Origin of the sequence: Domibacillus indicus (assembly GCF_023715895.1) — a bacterium.
In the GTDB taxonomy this organism is placed as follows: Bacteria; Bacillota; Bacilli; order Bacillales; family Domibacillaceae; genus Domibacillus; species Domibacillus indicus_A.
Map to the genome: position 1 here is coordinate 29969 of NZ_JAMBOO010000033.1, position 15178 is coordinate 45146.

At 38.1% G+C, this 15178-nt stretch carries 11 protein-coding genes; 7 read left to right on the forward strand and 4 right to left on the reverse strand.

Going from position 1 to position 15178, the window contains the following annotated elements; genetic code table 11:
* Window positions 1–247 precede the first annotated feature (247 nt).
* Window positions 248–1327, reverse strand: a complete 1080-nt coding sequence (locus tag M3221_RS23370) for an RNA-guided endonuclease InsQ/TnpB family protein (RefSeq protein ID WP_251274420.1) — start codon at window positions 1325–1327, stop codon at window positions 248–250.
* Between the two features lie 356 nt (window positions 1328–1683).
* Between M3221_RS23370 and M3221_RS23375 the strand changes: the two genes are divergently transcribed.
* The 3 genes from M3221_RS23375 (at window position 1684) to M3221_RS23385 (ending at window position 3726) form a co-directional block, all read left to right on the forward strand.
* Window positions 1684–2043 (forward strand): helix-turn-helix domain-containing protein, encoded by a 360-nt coding sequence (locus M3221_RS23375; protein ID WP_251274422.1) that lies wholly within the window; start codon window positions 1684–1686, stop codon window positions 2041–2043.
* Between the two features lie 69 nt (window positions 2044–2112).
* Entirely contained in the window at window positions 2113–2562 is a 450-nt protein-coding gene (locus tag M3221_RS23380; protein ID WP_251274424.1) for an ImmA/IrrE family metallo-endopeptidase, read from the forward strand.
* A gap of 891 nt (window positions 2563–3453) precedes the next feature.
* Window positions 3454–3726, forward strand: a complete 273-nt coding sequence (locus tag M3221_RS23385) for a hypothetical protein (protein ID WP_251274426.1) — start codon at window positions 3454–3456, stop codon at window positions 3724–3726.
* Between the two features lie 247 nt (window positions 3727–3973).
* Here the strand turns inward: M3221_RS23385 and M3221_RS23390 are convergent, their stop codons facing one another.
* Window positions 3974–5098 carry a phosphatidylglycerol lysyltransferase domain-containing protein gene (locus M3221_RS23390; RefSeq protein ID WP_251274428.1) on the reverse strand — a complete coding sequence of 375 codons (1125 nt, stop codon included), beginning with the start codon at window positions 5096–5098 and terminating at the stop codon, window positions 3974–3976.
* A 1462-nt stretch (window positions 5099–6560) separates the two neighbouring features.
* Here M3221_RS23390 and M3221_RS23395 point away from each other — a divergent pair.
* Entirely contained in the window at window positions 6561–6803 is a 243-nt protein-coding gene (locus tag M3221_RS23395; protein WP_251274430.1) for a hypothetical protein, read from the forward strand.
* A gap of 1919 nt (window positions 6804–8722) precedes the next feature.
* On the opposite strand, the gene M3221_RS23400 is transcribed toward M3221_RS23395, so the two are convergent.
* On the reverse strand, window positions 8723–9724 hold the full coding sequence (locus M3221_RS23400; RefSeq protein WP_251274432.1) for a helix-turn-helix domain-containing protein: 1002 nt from the start codon (window positions 9722–9724) through the stop codon (window positions 8723–8725).
* Window positions 9725–10926: 1202 nt separating this feature from the next.
* Here M3221_RS23400 and M3221_RS23405 point away from each other — a divergent pair.
* Complete coding sequence (locus M3221_RS23405; RefSeq protein ID WP_251274434.1) at window positions 10927–11739, forward strand: ParA family protein; 813 nt, start codon at window positions 10927–10929, stop codon at window positions 11737–11739.
* The gene (locus M3221_RS23410) at window positions 11732–12256 is read left to right on the forward strand and encodes a hypothetical protein (RefSeq protein WP_251274436.1); all 525 of its coding nucleotides are present in this window, start codon (window positions 11732–11734) and stop codon (window positions 12254–12256) included. Before M3221_RS23405 ends, M3221_RS23410 begins: the two co-directional genes overlap by 8 nt.
* A gap of 523 nt (window positions 12257–12779) precedes the next feature.
* On the opposite strand, the gene M3221_RS23415 is transcribed toward M3221_RS23410, so the two are convergent.
* Window positions 12780–13930, reverse strand: a protein-coding gene (locus M3221_RS23415) for an IS3 family transposase (RefSeq protein WP_251274438.1) whose coding sequence is annotated in 2 segments (ribosomal slippage) — window positions 12780–13681 and window positions 13681–13930 — 1152 coding nt in all. Because the reading frame shifts where the segments join, the coding sequence is not laid out codon by codon here.
* Between the two features lie 1101 nt (window positions 13931–15031).
* On the opposite strand from M3221_RS23415, the gene M3221_RS23420 reads away from it, so the two are divergent.
* On the forward strand, window positions 15032–15178 hold a 147-nt coding region (locus M3221_RS23420), incomplete at its 3' end, for an HTH domain-containing protein (protein ID WP_396395361.1).

Consider the following 15178-nt stretch of genomic DNA (forward strand, 5'->3'; position numbering starts at 1 on the left):
CTTTGGCTGGGGTGTTAGTAGATTACTTATTTACCTTTTTATTTGACACTCCCACGGCTAAAGCCGCAAGCCCTTCACCTTACGGTGAGACGGGTGGGATTCTGAAGTGCGAACGCGTTCACTGTCCATTTCTGTTTAGAACTCGCCTTCAGTTAAGGGCGGTGTCATCAGCCCGTCCTGCTTCGTTTTATATGCCTTCGGCATACATGTACCTAACAGGCGGTCCTGCTGTTACCACAGGACTAGGTTAAGCTGCTTGCTTGTTTTTCTTTTTTGAAAGGCCGCTGATGGCTTTCGAAATATTAATGGACGCGTTAGCATCAGCATGAAGTGTATATTGACATTTGGCACACGAAAACGTGTGCCTTTTTCGATTCTTTTTATCAATATGACCACATTTACACGTTTGGAAAGTGTGATGTGGATTCACGTACTCGACTTGAATACCAGCCATTTTTGCTTTGTATTCAATAAACATTTGAAGCTGATAGTGAGACCAGGAGTGCAGATTTCTTCCAGCTTCTTTTTTTGATTTTGCTTTACGGCGAATACCCGTCAAATCTTCCATTCGAATGCAGTGAACACCGTTCTCTGCAGCAAAATTCACGATTTGCCGGCTAATTTTATGATTTAGATTTTTCATCCACTGTGATTCTTTGTTTTTGGATTTTTTAATAACGGAGAGAAGCTTTAGCTTTCCTAACTTTTTTCTTCTTGAAGAAAATGTTCTGCGAATGAAAGCAGCCTCGTTTCCGCGAAAGAAGAGCGTTTTCGTACCAACCGAGGCAACAGCTAAATAGTTCAGCCCTACATCGATGCCCATCACTTTTGATGAAGAAGTAGCTCGTTTTGGCTCAAATGAAATAGAAAGTGAGATATACCATTTTCCTTTTTTCTCATACAGCTCAGCGGCTCCTTGTTTTGCCTGCCCGGAAAGAATTTTATCCAGCCAGTGCTGCTGATACACTTCTGCGATAACCGGCACACCAATTCTCTTTTCTAACGTAGGGAAAGACAACTTATATAAACCATTTTCTTTTTCGATAGCGAGATTTTGATTGTTAAAACCACACCAAAAACGGCGAAACGTTTTTGCTTTTTGATTCTTTTTCTTGGATTTCACTTCACGGATGGTTTGATTTACCACTGCCGAAGGTAGTTTTTCTTGAGAAAAAAGCTTGTAGACCTTAGACGTTGCTTTAGATAGTTTTTCATAACTTAGCAGCCAGTTTGAAAAAGAAGTGTTTAATTCGGTCATTTTTTGATACATCAGTTTCTTTGTTTCCGTTGGTTTCTTCAGCTCTAATCTCAATGAAATAGTTTCCACTCTTGCTCCTCCTTTCCAATTCACTTTATAGAGCAAACATACCAAACAAGTGTTCGTAATCCGAAAACTAAAATTGAAAAAATTTAATAAATTCGAACCTTTGACACGTCTGAAGACATGCCCGGTTCGACCTCGCTATCATCCCACACCTGAAGGAGTGGGCTTTCTCGCTCGTAAGGTCTGTAAAACGCCTTTGGCTGGGGTGTTATTAGATTACTTATTTACCTTTTTATGTCACCTATTATATTTCCACATTTTGTGGCAGTCAAGTTTTTTATCAAAAAAAGGAAAGTTTTCGCTTTTTGTGGCAATGTGGTATGCTTTTCTTAATATTGCGGGGGGCAAGGTGATGACATATGTCGAGTCTAGGCGAAAAATTATATCAATGCAGGGTTAGAAAGGGGCTGTCGCAAACTCAGGTTGCTAACTTATTAGGTATTTCAACTTCCAGCATGTCTGGCTACGAAAAAAATGTAAGGAAACCAACCAACAAAAAGCTCGCTCGTTTTGCAGAACTGTATGAGGTGCCGATTTCATGGCTGCTTGGCATTCAGGAAAGCAGCCACTACAGTACAAGCGACAAGGAACTGCATTCCTTTATCAAAGATCCTGAGCTTGAGAGGTGGTATCGGGAACTTCCTACATCCAATGAAGAAGATTTGCGGAAACTGAAAAAGATATGGGAAACGATTAAAAATGAAGATACAAGCGTATAAGGATTGTTTATGGACCCGGCTTTAAGACAACTAACATGGTAACAAAAATCTATTCGAACGGGGGATTCTATGAATTATACTCAGCTAGAAGAATATATTGATCAGCTGTATTCTTCAGCGGCCATCCGAACTCCTGAAAAGATTAACATGTTTGATATTGCCCAAAAGCTAGATATTCGCCTGTACTTATGGGATGAATCCAGTGAGTCCAGCCATTATAAAGGTGTATATCGAATCTTTTTGGACAAGCGTCTCGAAACCTGTAAGCAATGGCGTGAGTTTGCACATCAGTTATGCTGTGTGCTAAAAAAAGCAGGGGATCAATTAGAGGCTCCTCCCTTGTGCCAAGTGCTGGATCAAATCAGCTCTAACCACTTTACGTTTCATTTTTGTGTCCCGACTTTTATGCTCAAAAGGTTACCGCTCCCTGCTGATAAACAAAAAGCAGTCGCATATGTTTCCGAGATGTTTAATGTGGATATAGAATTGGCGGAAAGAAGGATAAGCCAGTTGATGTAATGAGTTCCGTGGTATCCTTAACTAGACCGCCTTATAAGAACTTCTGCTTATTTTAGCTTATTCAAAGCAGGGTTCTTTTTTGTTGTTTTCCAAGCAATGAGCTGTAAAATAATTGGAATCTCCCAACAGCAAAACCGGGTTTGTAAGTGTATTAGAAAGTGATGAAAGAACCTATGTCTAAACCTGTACCTGAACTTGTAGATGCATCTACCCCTGTATTCGCATCTACATCTGAACATAAGTCTGAACTTGTACGTCAACTTAGTCTAAAACTTTAGTCTAGAGAAGGAAATCAAAATGCCGGCTTTTAAAAAGATAAGGCAGGGAAAAAGCTTCAACAAAAAGTTAGTGCCTACCCCCCTTCAAAATTTCTATTTAATGGGGTTAGGCGCTAAAGTCTTCATTCTCCCTTTAGGAAAATGATGAAGTCTGTTAATTAACCATTGGTGTAGAAAAGGCTAGATACTAAGTGATGGAGAATGGGAAAGCTTTATGTTTCCTTTGTAATATGGCTTAATGATCTTAAAATGGCTTCCTGCTTACATTACCACCACGAAAGTATACCTATAGATGAAGCCGGAAAGTCAATGAAGTTAGGGCATGTTTTTTAATGTCTCTGGCAAAGATGCTCCATCAAATTGCGCAGCAATTAGTTGGAGAGGTTCACTTAAAAAATTCGTATTCCAGGGAAAAGCCAAAAAGAAAAAGGTCTGTCGCTGACAGTCCAAAATAATCGGGTACGGATGACGGGGCTATGGTGAATAATATAAAAAAAGAAAAGCTTCACAAATAGCACAGTCAAGAACATGACACTGAGCATTTCTAAAAATGAAACCTTTGTCTTTAATATCAATAAGCTAAATTAGCTGAGGAAAAAAGGAGAGATTCATTTTGCGCAGTGAACCTTGGAGAAGCGTAAAGTTAGACCATATTATCGATTTTTCACACCGTGCGGAAAAACTACTGGTAAACCTGGGAGATACAATGACAACTGTCGGTCAAAACATAGCGTTAGAACAAGCGATCAAGGAACAAGGGACAAGCGGCAGGAAGAGAGATGAGTTTTCGCTTGCTTTACAGCGTGCAGGAACCTTATCAGTTACTATAGGAGAATTGCTAAAGTCTGTTAACCAAGCATTTGGTGTGGAGAAGGCTAGATACTAAGTGGTGAGAAACACGGAAGTTTCTTATGTAAAATCACTATAACAAAAGTGTACCTAATCAAAAGTATACTTTATGTTAGGTACACGTTCTTGTAGGTATACTTTTGTCTAGGTACACTTTTATTTACTATCTATTACTGCTTTACTATTGTAAAGAAATATAAAAAGCATCATTCCAAAAAGGAATCATGCTTTCTTAGAACTTAGATGCAGCCGAAGGTGCATTTAGCTTTAGATAATCTGATCTTTTAAAAAGATCGCTTACCTAACTTTAATTTCTCGAGTGGATTTCTTGCCAAAACAAGCTTACCGATTGCAGCTGCTTGATTAGCGTGAATTAAACGAATAATACGAAGAAAAACCGCAGGCAGAAAGTTACTTTGATAAACAAGATAACGAGACTCCCATTCAGGCTGAAATTTATTTTTGTATTGGTAAAGCCCTTTAAAGTTGTAAAAGTGATTCACTTTATCAAAAATGATCTGGCCCACAGTCTCATACATTCCATTTTGATCGGGGTCTTTCATATTAGCTAAAGGAGAGATACCCATACTGCACCATTCATAGCCATTTTCTCTACACCAGTTGAAGATAGAGATAAACAAAAAGTCCATAGTTGCATTTGGGCTTTTTTCGGGCTGGTAACGCATCAAATCGATGACAAGTGTACGGTCGATTTTAGGCTGATTATACGCAAGTGTCGCAAAAGCAATAATGTCTCCATCTTGATTTTTGATAATAGCAACGGGAAATCTGGCTACATAGTCATCATAAAAATAGCCGACTGAAAACCCTTTTTCTTTCCTGCTCCCTAACCAGGCATTCGAAACTTCCTTTATTTCTTCCAGCAATTCTTTTGCGTGAGGCGGAGATAAAACAGAAAATTCATAGCCCTCCCGTTCAAACTTGTTTCGGCAGGTACGCAGCCGTTTCCGAGTGTTTCCCGAAAGCGAAAAACCCGGCAGATAGACTTTCGCTTCTTCTCCTATTTTAAGAGAAGCATACCCCAGTTCTTGATAAGCCGCCATATAGCGGGCAGATACCTGATAAAAGACAGGGCTCATGTTTATTTGCCGGCAATATTCGTGAAATTCCTGAATAGCTCCGAAAATGAGAGATTCTTTCCCAATGGGGTCTCCCAGCACAACAAATGTATTTCCTGCCTTTTGGTAAATAATCAAAACTCGCTTTTGTTGTGACCAATAAAATCGTTTGTCGTTCAAAAAACTTAAGTGGGATGCATGATTTCCACCGTTTCTTTGTAAAAATAACCACACTTCATTCAGGTCATTTTCATATTCAAGAAGCATAATAGGAAAAATCCCCTCCAAATCATTATTTCGAATGCCGACCTTGTTCTGGATATGCAACATTTTCCTTTTCTTTTTTTAACGGAAGTTTCAATAAAAACTCTCTCTCTTATCCATACTAACTTTTTGCCTCTATACTTCCTTGAAGAAGTTTGACAATTTCATGAACAATGGCAACACTTAAATCGGTTTCCCCACATTTCTCTTGATCGCGATTTCTCAACATGGTGAAATCGATCGAAGACAAAGGAAAGATGCTTCTCCTCTTAAATAGAGTCGATCATTAAAATAACGTGACCTGATTTGTCTCGAAATTCATTTTATAAATTCTTTCTGGTTTATTGATTCACAGCGGACCAGTAAACAAGAAGGCAGCTTATGTTAATCAGCAGCATAATCATGGTCTTTTGTGAGTTTGCCATGCAAATGTTTAACGGTAAATCATTTTGTATTCATCATCATTCTTAATGTATGTTTAGTGATTAGTTTTGTATTCGCAGCAACTACATCCTCTTCTTTGATGTATTCACTTATGTATGTCGAAAAATCTTTACTACTTTTTCGTTAGCAGCTATTTCGGACTCTATAAAAAATATATATTTTCCATAATGGCAAGCTAACGTCTTATATTAAACTTTAACGCCTCTTACGGTTTTTTTGAACAAAAATTAGCACCGTATTCCGTTCAATACCTTCTATTTAGTGGGGATTAGGCGCTAAGGTCTTTGTCTCCTCTTTAGGAGAAATGATGAATTTCGTTAACCAAACATTGGTGTGGAAAAGGCTAGATACTAAGTGATAGCGAATAGGGGTTTCCTTTGTAGCAGGGCTTAATGATTTTAAAATGGCTTCTTGCCCATAACTACCATCACAAAAGTGTACCTAATCAAAAGTATACTTTGTGTTAGATACACTTTTGTGCATGTATACCTACAAATATAGTCGTAGTAGATATGAACAGCGGAATGTCAGATCATTGCCGTCCATCCAACTTCCTTCGAGTAAATTCGTAGAGCTTTGGGCGAGGTGAACCTTTCCAACTAATTAGAAAGCAATTTGAAGGATTCTTTTGGGGATGGTAATGCGATAAACAATAAGAGGTTCATGGCTACCAGTAAGGTAACCATGGGCCTCTTGGGTTTATATCCCAAATGTATTTTGTAGTGAATCATTTCGTATTTGTCTTTGTTTCTATCGTATGTTTAACGACATGGTTTGTATTCACATCAACTACACCCTTTTCTTTTAACGACAAGTGAAGTTTTGTGTATACAAAAATAATACAAACGAATACAAACAAATAGAAGTTTAACCAAATAGATATTAATTTAACGAAGGTCTTCATTTAAAAAATTCGTATTCTAAGGAAGAGCCAAAAAGAAAAGCTTCACAAATAGCCCAATCAAGAACATGACACTGAGCATTTCTAAAAATGAAACCTTTGTCTTTAATATGAATAAGCTAAATTAGCTGAGGAAAAAAGGATAGATTCATTTTGCGCAGCGAACCTTGGAGAAGCGTAAAGTTGGACCATATTATCAATTTTTCACACCGTGTGGAAAAACTACTGCTAAACCTGGGAGATACAATGACAACTGTGGGTCAAAACATAGCCTTAGAAGAAGCGATCAAGGAACAAGGGACAAGCAACGGGAAGAAAGCAGACTTTTCGCTTGCTTTACAGCACGCTGGCAACTTATCAGTTACTTTAGGAGAATTACTGAGATCTGTTAACCAAACATTTGGTGTAGAGAAGGCTAGATACTAAGCTGTGACGAATAGGAAAGTTTCATGTGTAAAACTATCATAAACAAAAGTGTACCTAGTCAAAAGTATACTTTTGACTAGGTACACTTTTTTGTATTAATTTATATGTAGTAAGATGTCTGAAGAAGAGAGAGGAGAAGCTCCTATAGAGGAGTCCGTGAACGATTATGTAGGAACCCGTTTGGCTGCACGGCAGTGAAAATAATTTACCTCATGAGTGATTTCATATAAGAAGATAAATAAAAACTAAGTACTCAGAAGTGTATCTATACAAAAGTTTACTTAAACACAAGTGTACCTTTGTATACATACACCTTTGTGTAGGTGCACTTTTACCTGTGTATCCTTTCGTTTCCTATCTACTATTGTTTTACATTGAAAATGAAATCTAAAAAAGCAAGTATCCTTTCTGGAATCACACAACAAGAAAGGAATTCATGTTAATCAGCAGTATAACCAGGGCCTTTTGTGAGTTTGCCATGTAAATGTTTTACAGTAAATCATTTTGCATTCATCATCATTATTACTGTACGTTTAGTGATTAGTTTTGTATTCGCAACAACTACATCCACTTCTTTGGTGTATTCATTTGTATTCGTATACAGTTTTACTGTTTTTTGTGGGTGTTAATCCGCGCCCGAGGAAAGAATAAATTAGCTTCATTAATCGAAAGACCCCAACTATTAAAATGTGCTTTAAATCAATATAAAAATTTTCTGAAAACCAAACCTCAAGGATGATTAAAGGCTTCTATCTTTTTTGCTTCTTATGCATCGTTTCAGATATCTCTATTATCTATTCTACCTTTTGTCGTCATGTGTATGTTTAGTGCATACAACATGACGACAATTGTAATTTCATGCATACAGAGCCATACAGACGAATACACATAAAAACTCCTAAGCGGAAAGGGCGTTCACTGATTTCCTTTCTTCACAGCTTCGCGAGTTAAACGTGCATTGTTTAAGCCTTTGTCGCTAAATATGTTATTGCTATTTAAATGATCGAAGCTTAACAAGCTGACACTGTGCCATATTCAAAATAAGGGATGCTTCATCAAAACCTTCGATTTAAGTGGAAAAGTTCACAAAGGTGTAATTAATGTAATAAGTGAAGACTGAAGGCTAAGCTAAGTGTAAACAAATGTGCTGACCATGTGGCCAAATATCGTAGACGCAGCCATTAGGCTTTGTGTAAACCCACCTGCTGTATCAACACGTTTTCCTATGCACATTTCTTTAACAAGATTGCTGAAAAAGGTTGAGAAAACTGCTGACTCTACAGTAACAGTGAATACAGCCTGCCACAAATCCAATAACACAAGTTGGGGTATTGCTAACATGGATGGACATCACACTTGGCCTATTATCTAACACAGACGTTTTTTAGGCTCCTGGCGGTCAAGTACTTAAGCGCCGTAAGCAATGAGACTGCAGTTGGATCATTATCAGCCTGGTTTATATTCCAGCTTGCTGCAACAAATCGGCACTTGTAACAATCAGAAAGGCCTTGTTCCTTAGAGCTGATCCAATACACATACCTTTCTGATGTTCATTCGAGGCTGTAATTTACTGTTTGGTTAGCCATGGCGGCAGCCGGAATGACGACAGTAAATCCAATACCATCTCTATTATAGAAAGAGAAAGGACCTTGCCAAACAAACTTATACCAGTCACTGGCACCACCAACGCGTTTACATCAGCTTTTTGATGACAGCCAAATCTATAACTTGGCCGCCTGGAATATTGACGGTTTTTAATGTTAAACAAGAAGAATCATAAAACAATCTGTGTGCAAAGCAAATAAATTGGCTATGCCCGGTTACACCATTAGGGCGGTTATTAGATGTGATCTAAAACATCTTGTTTCAACGCCAGAATGTATGATAAGAAGGGGCACGGTATCTTGTGTTTTTTCACACTAATATGGCAAATAAGCTTCTTCTTGCATAGAAAGTGCTTGTTCATCCCTTCGCATCAATCTCTGAATTTCATCACGCCAGCTGTCACTTTTTCTCGCTAGAGAGGTATTTTCATCCTGTTCTGTACTTTCCTCCAGCCAGTTATAAAGAACAGGATGATCTTCAAACGTTTCTTTGGCTTTTTGCTGGCTGAACTTGTTCTTCAAGATGCCATAAAAGTAGCCAGCGAAATCTTTTCTAATTAAACGGTTTTTATAGGCGAAAACGGCCTGTTTAAAGCTTTCAATCGCTTTCTCCTTGTAAAACTCTACTGGATTCTTCAAGCTGTACTGCTTGTAGCTGATCAATACACGCCCCCATAAGTGGTAAACCTCTTCAGCGGTACCGAAGAATGGTTTTACAGCACTAATAAATTCTTGTGGAACATTTTCCGGGATATATGTTTCATCCAGACGGTTTTTCTTACGTAAGATCTTTAAAAGATTTTTAGAAATTGATAAATTCTTGGTAGAAACTTTTTTCGGCTCTTCATCCTTACTCTTGCAAGGGATTTCAGAATTTTCAGCTTGGCATTCGGCTTGGCATTTAACAAGTTCAAATGCGTCATTCCAGATATGAAAGTAGGGATGGTCAATAAAAATATGTATGGCAGCTCCCAGGCCGTTCTGAGTTGTAGACTGGCGGTGTACGGTGATGATAACCCCGGCATCACGAAGCTGTTTGAAAATGTTTCTGACCGTTCTTGGAGCAAGACCAAACCGATCTGAGAAGTAATCTTCTTTTGCAAAGCAGTAACCTTTCTCTGCAGAAAACCAGCAAATCATTTCAATGACCTGGCGGGTTTTATCTTTTAAGTTGTAGTAAGTGGCTCCATATGCAGCTATGACCTTGGCTAAAAGATCCAGCTTCTGCTTTTGCTGCTGGCTACGGTTTTGCGTATAGGGTTCATAGCTGTATAGAAAGTGAAACTCCTGGATCGACAGCTTTCTATTTTTACCCATTCCTGCTCATCTCCTTTCAGAAAAGATAAAAGGCATATTTATCGCTGTACGATAAACACGCCCTTAGGTTTCCACAAAGGATCTATAAATGGGTTGTTCCACCATGGAGAAGGCATAGCTCTTCCCGTATAATGAAAACATAAAGTTTTCAGGTGAAAGCAGGTGTTTATCGTGGTCTATTTACGATGAACGGTTGATAGAGTGCTGCCAACACTCCTCAACACGCTTTTGCCTTTTTATGTTGAATAAATTAGTTTTTGATATGAATCTTTCAGACACTGCTTTTATTGCCCCCTACATTACACCACCTATTATCCCTTGTAAATCCCTCTAGAATGCGTTTTCAGTCCTATTAAAATAGCATAAGTAGAAATTTCTACCTGTGCGAGAAAGTGGGTGATTTCTGCGCGGGTGGAAAAGTAGAAATTTCTACCTGTGCGAGAAAGTGGGTGATTTCTGCGCGGGTGGAAAAGTAGAAATTTCTACCTGTGCGAGAAAGTGGGTGACTCCTGCGCAGGTGGAAAAGTAGAAATTTCTACTTATGCGAGAAAGTCAGTGATTTCTGCACAGGTAGAAAAGTAGAAATTTCTACTTGTGTGAGATTAGTAGATAAAAAAGATATTTTAGAAGTACCAATATAAAAGGGTTTAACAGCTTTATATAAGAAACATAAGTAGAAATTTCTACTTATGCGAGAAAGTAGGCAATTCCTGTATGGGTGGAAAAGTAGAAATTTCTACTTATGCGAGAAAGTAGGTAATTCCTGTACAGGTGGAAAAGTAGAAATTTCTACTTATGCGAGAAAGTAGGCGATTCCTGTATGGGTGGAAAAGTAGAAATTTCTACTTATGCGAGAAAGTAGGTAATTCCTGCGCGGGTGGAAAAGTAGAAATTTCTACTTATGCGAGAAAGTAGGTAATTCCTGCGCGGGTGGAAAAGTAGAAATTTCTACTTATGTGAGAAAGTTGACTATTCTTGCGCGGGTGGAAAAGTAGAAATTTCTACTTGTGCGAGGAAGAAGGTGTCAATAGCGCGAAATATTACATTTATGTTACAAATTATTTGGCCGTAGAAATACCAAATTTGGACATTATTTTTAAAAGGTGCTTCTCGCAAATTTCCACTTATGTTAAGATATGAATAAGTAGAAATTTGTTAAGGTATACTTTTGCAAACAGCACTCGTTAGGAGGAGAAGATAAGATGACAGCAAAAACGATAGTAGTAGGTAACTTTAAAGGCGGGGTTGGGAAAACAAAAGTGGCCGTTATGGCTTCATGGGAATTATCGAAAGCGATGAATAAAAAAGTTCTTTTGATTGATATGGACCCGCAGGCGAATGCAACAACCCTTATTGCCAGATCAGCAGGAATTTCAGAAATCAAGTCTTCTATTTTTGAAGGGTTTGAGAATGGAGATTTGGCTCCTTCTGTTATGCAGGTAAATGACAACTTGGACCTCATTCCAGCCACTGTGTCATTTAAAAACCTTCCAAAGTTTTTATATAGTAAGTTTTCGGAAGATCTTGACCAGGTTTCCTATTTAAGCCGTTTATTGAAGCCGTTAAAAGATAACTATGATTATATTTTAATAGATGTACCACCTACAATCAGTGATTACTCTGACAATGCGATGATGGCTGCCGACTACGTCTTAATTATTCTTCAAGCACAGGAGCTTTCACTTGAAGGTGCTGAAACTTATATCTCTTATCTTCAATTTATGATAGATGAATATGAAGCTTATATCCAAGTAGCAGGGGTGCTTCCGGTTTTATTGCGTCCAGGAGGGCGGGTAGACCATGCGACTGTAGAAAGAGCGAAAGAAATGTTTGGTGACGATAACGTATTTGAAAATTACGTGAAACATTTAGAACGGCTAAAAGCCTGGGATATCACCGGAATTACATATAATGATCATCATGACAATCGAGCGCATCAAGTGTTCATTGATGTCGTTCAGGAAATGCTTGAAAAAGTAGAGAAGATTGAAGGCGGTGTAAAAGTCGGTGAGTGAGAAAAACATAAAAGGGCAGTTACTGAAAGTCCCAAAAAGGGATAATTTAAGAGCGCAGCCCGTTAAGTTTAACGACAAAGATCCTTTTAAATATAATGCAAAAAGTTCAGCATCCACTGCTCAAGTAAAGAATAGGGAAGAAGAAGCGAAAAAAGAAGAGCCAAAAGCAGAGGAAGCAGCGACGAAATCGGAAGTAAAAACAACTGGTACTCGATCTATAAAAGAAGAGACGGTTGTGCCGCAGAAGAAAAACCACGATAGAGTGCCTGTGTCGGCGGAACCTCCAAAAGAGACAAAAAAACGCAAAGCGGTTGTTGGAAAAAATAACTCGACCAAAACGCTTAAAGTTCCTTCCTTGCTTCATACGCAGATTAATATCCTTGGGAAGTTTATGGATGAGACGAAAACATACGCTATCTTGAATGAGTTAGTAGATAATTATGTAGAAAACCGTTTAACTGAGCGGCAGCAGAAACAATTTTACTTTATGAGTGAGTTCGTTCAAGAAGACAAATAAAAACTTAGTAATCAGAAGTGTACCTAAACAAAAGTATACCTTTGTATAGGTATACTTTTGTTTATAAAGAAGTATGTGTAAGTAAATTATTCAATAGAAGGGGGTAGGGCGTCATAGGCGAGCAGAAAAGATTATGTAAGACCTGTTTGACTGTACAGCAGTGAAAACAATTTTACTTGGTGAGGGATGTTGGACTAGAAAGAGCCATAAAGGGCTAGTCAACATGAGTATACATTTACATAAGTACACCTAAACAAAAGTATACTTATATAAATGTATACTTTTGTTTAGGTGGAAGTTACATAAGTAAAATATCTAATAGAAGAGAGCAGAAAACAATTTACGGGAACCTGTTTGGCAGCACGGCAGTGAAAACAATTTTACTTAGTGAGAGATGTTCGACTAGGAAGAAGAATGAAGACTTAATCAGCACAAGTGTACTTATACAAAAGTGTACCTATACAAAGATGTATTTTTGTATAGTGGATTTGAGTCAATAATTTGGACACAAAAAAGTTAAGTATTAAGCGGTTCTTCTAATCTGATCCTCCATAGCTTGAGGTGTTTGATAGCCGATGCTGCTGTGAATTCTGTTTCTGTTGTACCAGCCCTCTATAAACTGAAACATGGCCAGCTTCGCTGCCCGGTAGTTTGTGTACTGGGTATGATAGACTTCTTCTTTCTTTAATATGGCGTGAAATGACTCTATACAGGCATTGTCATAAGGACAGCCTTTCTGACTGAAAGACTGCCTGATTCCGTATTTTTGGACATGCTGAGTAAACTCACTGCTGGTATATTGTGAGCCAAGATCGGTATGAAGAATTAAGCCCTTTCGGGGCTTTTGAGAAAAACAGGCGTTTTGAAGTGCTTCGATCACTAATTCCGAAGTCATAGAACGAGAAAAAGAATAGCCAACAATTTTTTTCGAATGCAGATCCAATACAGAGGCCAGATAGCACCAGCCGTCTTTTACCGTAGGAATATACGTAATATCCGCCACCCATTTCTCATTGATCGTGCAGGTAGAGAAGTCTCGTTTTAAAAGATTACCCAGCTGCACAACCTTTTCTTTTGAGGGGAAAGGACGGTATTTTTTCCTGGTAATCGAACGGATGCCTGCCTTTCTCATTAAGCGCTGGACACGCTTCAGGCTTAAACAAACCCCGTTGTTTAATAAGGTCTTATGGATTTTCGGAGCGCCATAACGCGCCTTACTTTCCAGGTGAATCCGTTGGATTTCCTGCGTAAGTTCCTGGTTTTCCAGTTCGCGTTTTGACGTCGTTTTTTCAAGGGAGCCATAGTAGCTGCTTCTTGGCACGGCCAGTACTTCGCACATTTTCTGGACGGGATATTGATCCTTGTGTTCCTCGATAAAATCGTTGAGCTCTGATTCGGTTACTTTTTCGCGAATATGGCCATAGCCTTTTTTAGGATTTCTACCTCCTGTTTTAACCGAAGGTTTTCTTTCTGAATCTCAGCTAACTCTTTTGGTGTCAGCGCCTCTTTCTCTGAACCAATAGGGGTAAAGTCTTTCACCCATTTATAAATCGTTACTTCTGATACGCCATATTCGCTGCTTAATTCTTTAACCGGGCTGCCGGAATGATACAAATCCACAATCGTTTTCTTAAAATCATCGTTATATTTTTTGCCTGCAGGTTTACGTTTCAATTCGGACACATCCTCTCAAAATAATTGTAAGGACTTAATTAAATTGTGTCCATGAAACTATACTAACTCCATAGGTACACTTTTATTTACATGGAAGTATGTATAAGCAAGATATCTAAGAAAAGAGGGCAGAGTGCCATAGGAGAAAAATGATGATACAGGAACCTGTTTGGCTACATGGCAGTAAAAAGAATTTTGCTTTGTGAGCGAAGTTCAATTAGGAAGAACAATAAAGACTTAGTTAGCGGAAGTATACCTACACAAAAGTATATCTAGGCAAAAGTATACCTTTGTGGAGGTGGAAAGTATACAAGTAAAATATCTAACAGAAGTGAGGGGGGATCATAGGTGAGGAGAAAACAATTATGCAGGAACCTGTTTGGCTGAACGGCAATGAAAACATTTTACTTTGTGAGCGAGGTTTAATCAGAAAGATAAATAAAGACTTAGTCAGCAAAAGTGTACATATGCAAAGGTGTATATGTGCAAAAGTATTCATCTGATTAGGGACACCATTTTTTATATAGAAGATACATAAGTAAAATACCAAGTAGAAGAGAGAAGGATATCCAAGGCGAGGACAAAACAATTATGCAGGAACCTGCTTGGCTGAACGGCAGTGAAAACACTTTTACTTTGTGAGCGATGTTCGATCAGGAAGAAGAATAAAGACTTAGTCAGCGTAAGTGTACCTGATCATAAGTATACATTTACATAGGTACACTTGTTTATATATGAAAGTATACATAAGTAAAATATCTAATAGAAGGGAGAGGTATCATAGGCGAGGAGAAAACGATTAAGCAGGAACTTGTTTGGCTGCATGGCAGGGAAAATAATTTTACTTTATGAGTGAGTTCAAACAGGAAGATAAATAAAGACTAAGTAAGTAGAAGTATACCTAATCGAAAGTATACATTTGCTTAGGTACACTTTTATTTATATGGAAGTAAGCTGGAGCGTCTACACTTATCTGGACAGAAAAATTAAGGTCACGTACACTTGTAAACTGTACCCTATAGAGTAGACACTAAAAAAGTCTGCCTTATGGGGTACTTTTATATATAATGAATCAAAATGGGGAAATCGGAGAATAAACAAATGCCAAAAAAGTTCTTTACTGAAATGGAAATGAAAAAACTATCCAATAATCCTTATGTCAAGTCTATAAGTTCAAAGAGTATTACGTACACGGATGAGTTTAAAAGGATTTTTATAGCTGAAAATGAGAATGGAAAATTACCAAGA

Bases quoted from the DNA above. Each gene is read 5' to 3' on its own strand.
- M3221_RS23375 (WP_251274422.1), top strand. From the start codon at position 1,684: ATGTCGAGTCTAGGCGAAAAATTATATCAATGCAGGGTTAGAAAGGGG.
- M3221_RS23380 (WP_251274424.1), top strand. From the start codon at position 2,113: ATGAATTATACTCAGCTAGAAGAATATATTGATCAGCTGTATTCTTCA.
- M3221_RS23390 (WP_251274428.1), bottom strand. From the start codon at position 5,098: ATGTTGCATATCCAGAACAAGGTCGGCATTCGAAATAATGATTTGGAG.
- M3221_RS23400 (WP_251274432.1), bottom strand. From the start codon at position 9,724: ATGGGTAAAAATAGAAAGCTGTCGATCCAGGAGTTTCACTTTCTATAC.
- M3221_RS23405 (WP_251274434.1), top strand. From the start codon at position 10,927: ATGACAGCAAAAACGATAGTAGTAGGTAACTTTAAAGGCGGGGTTGGG.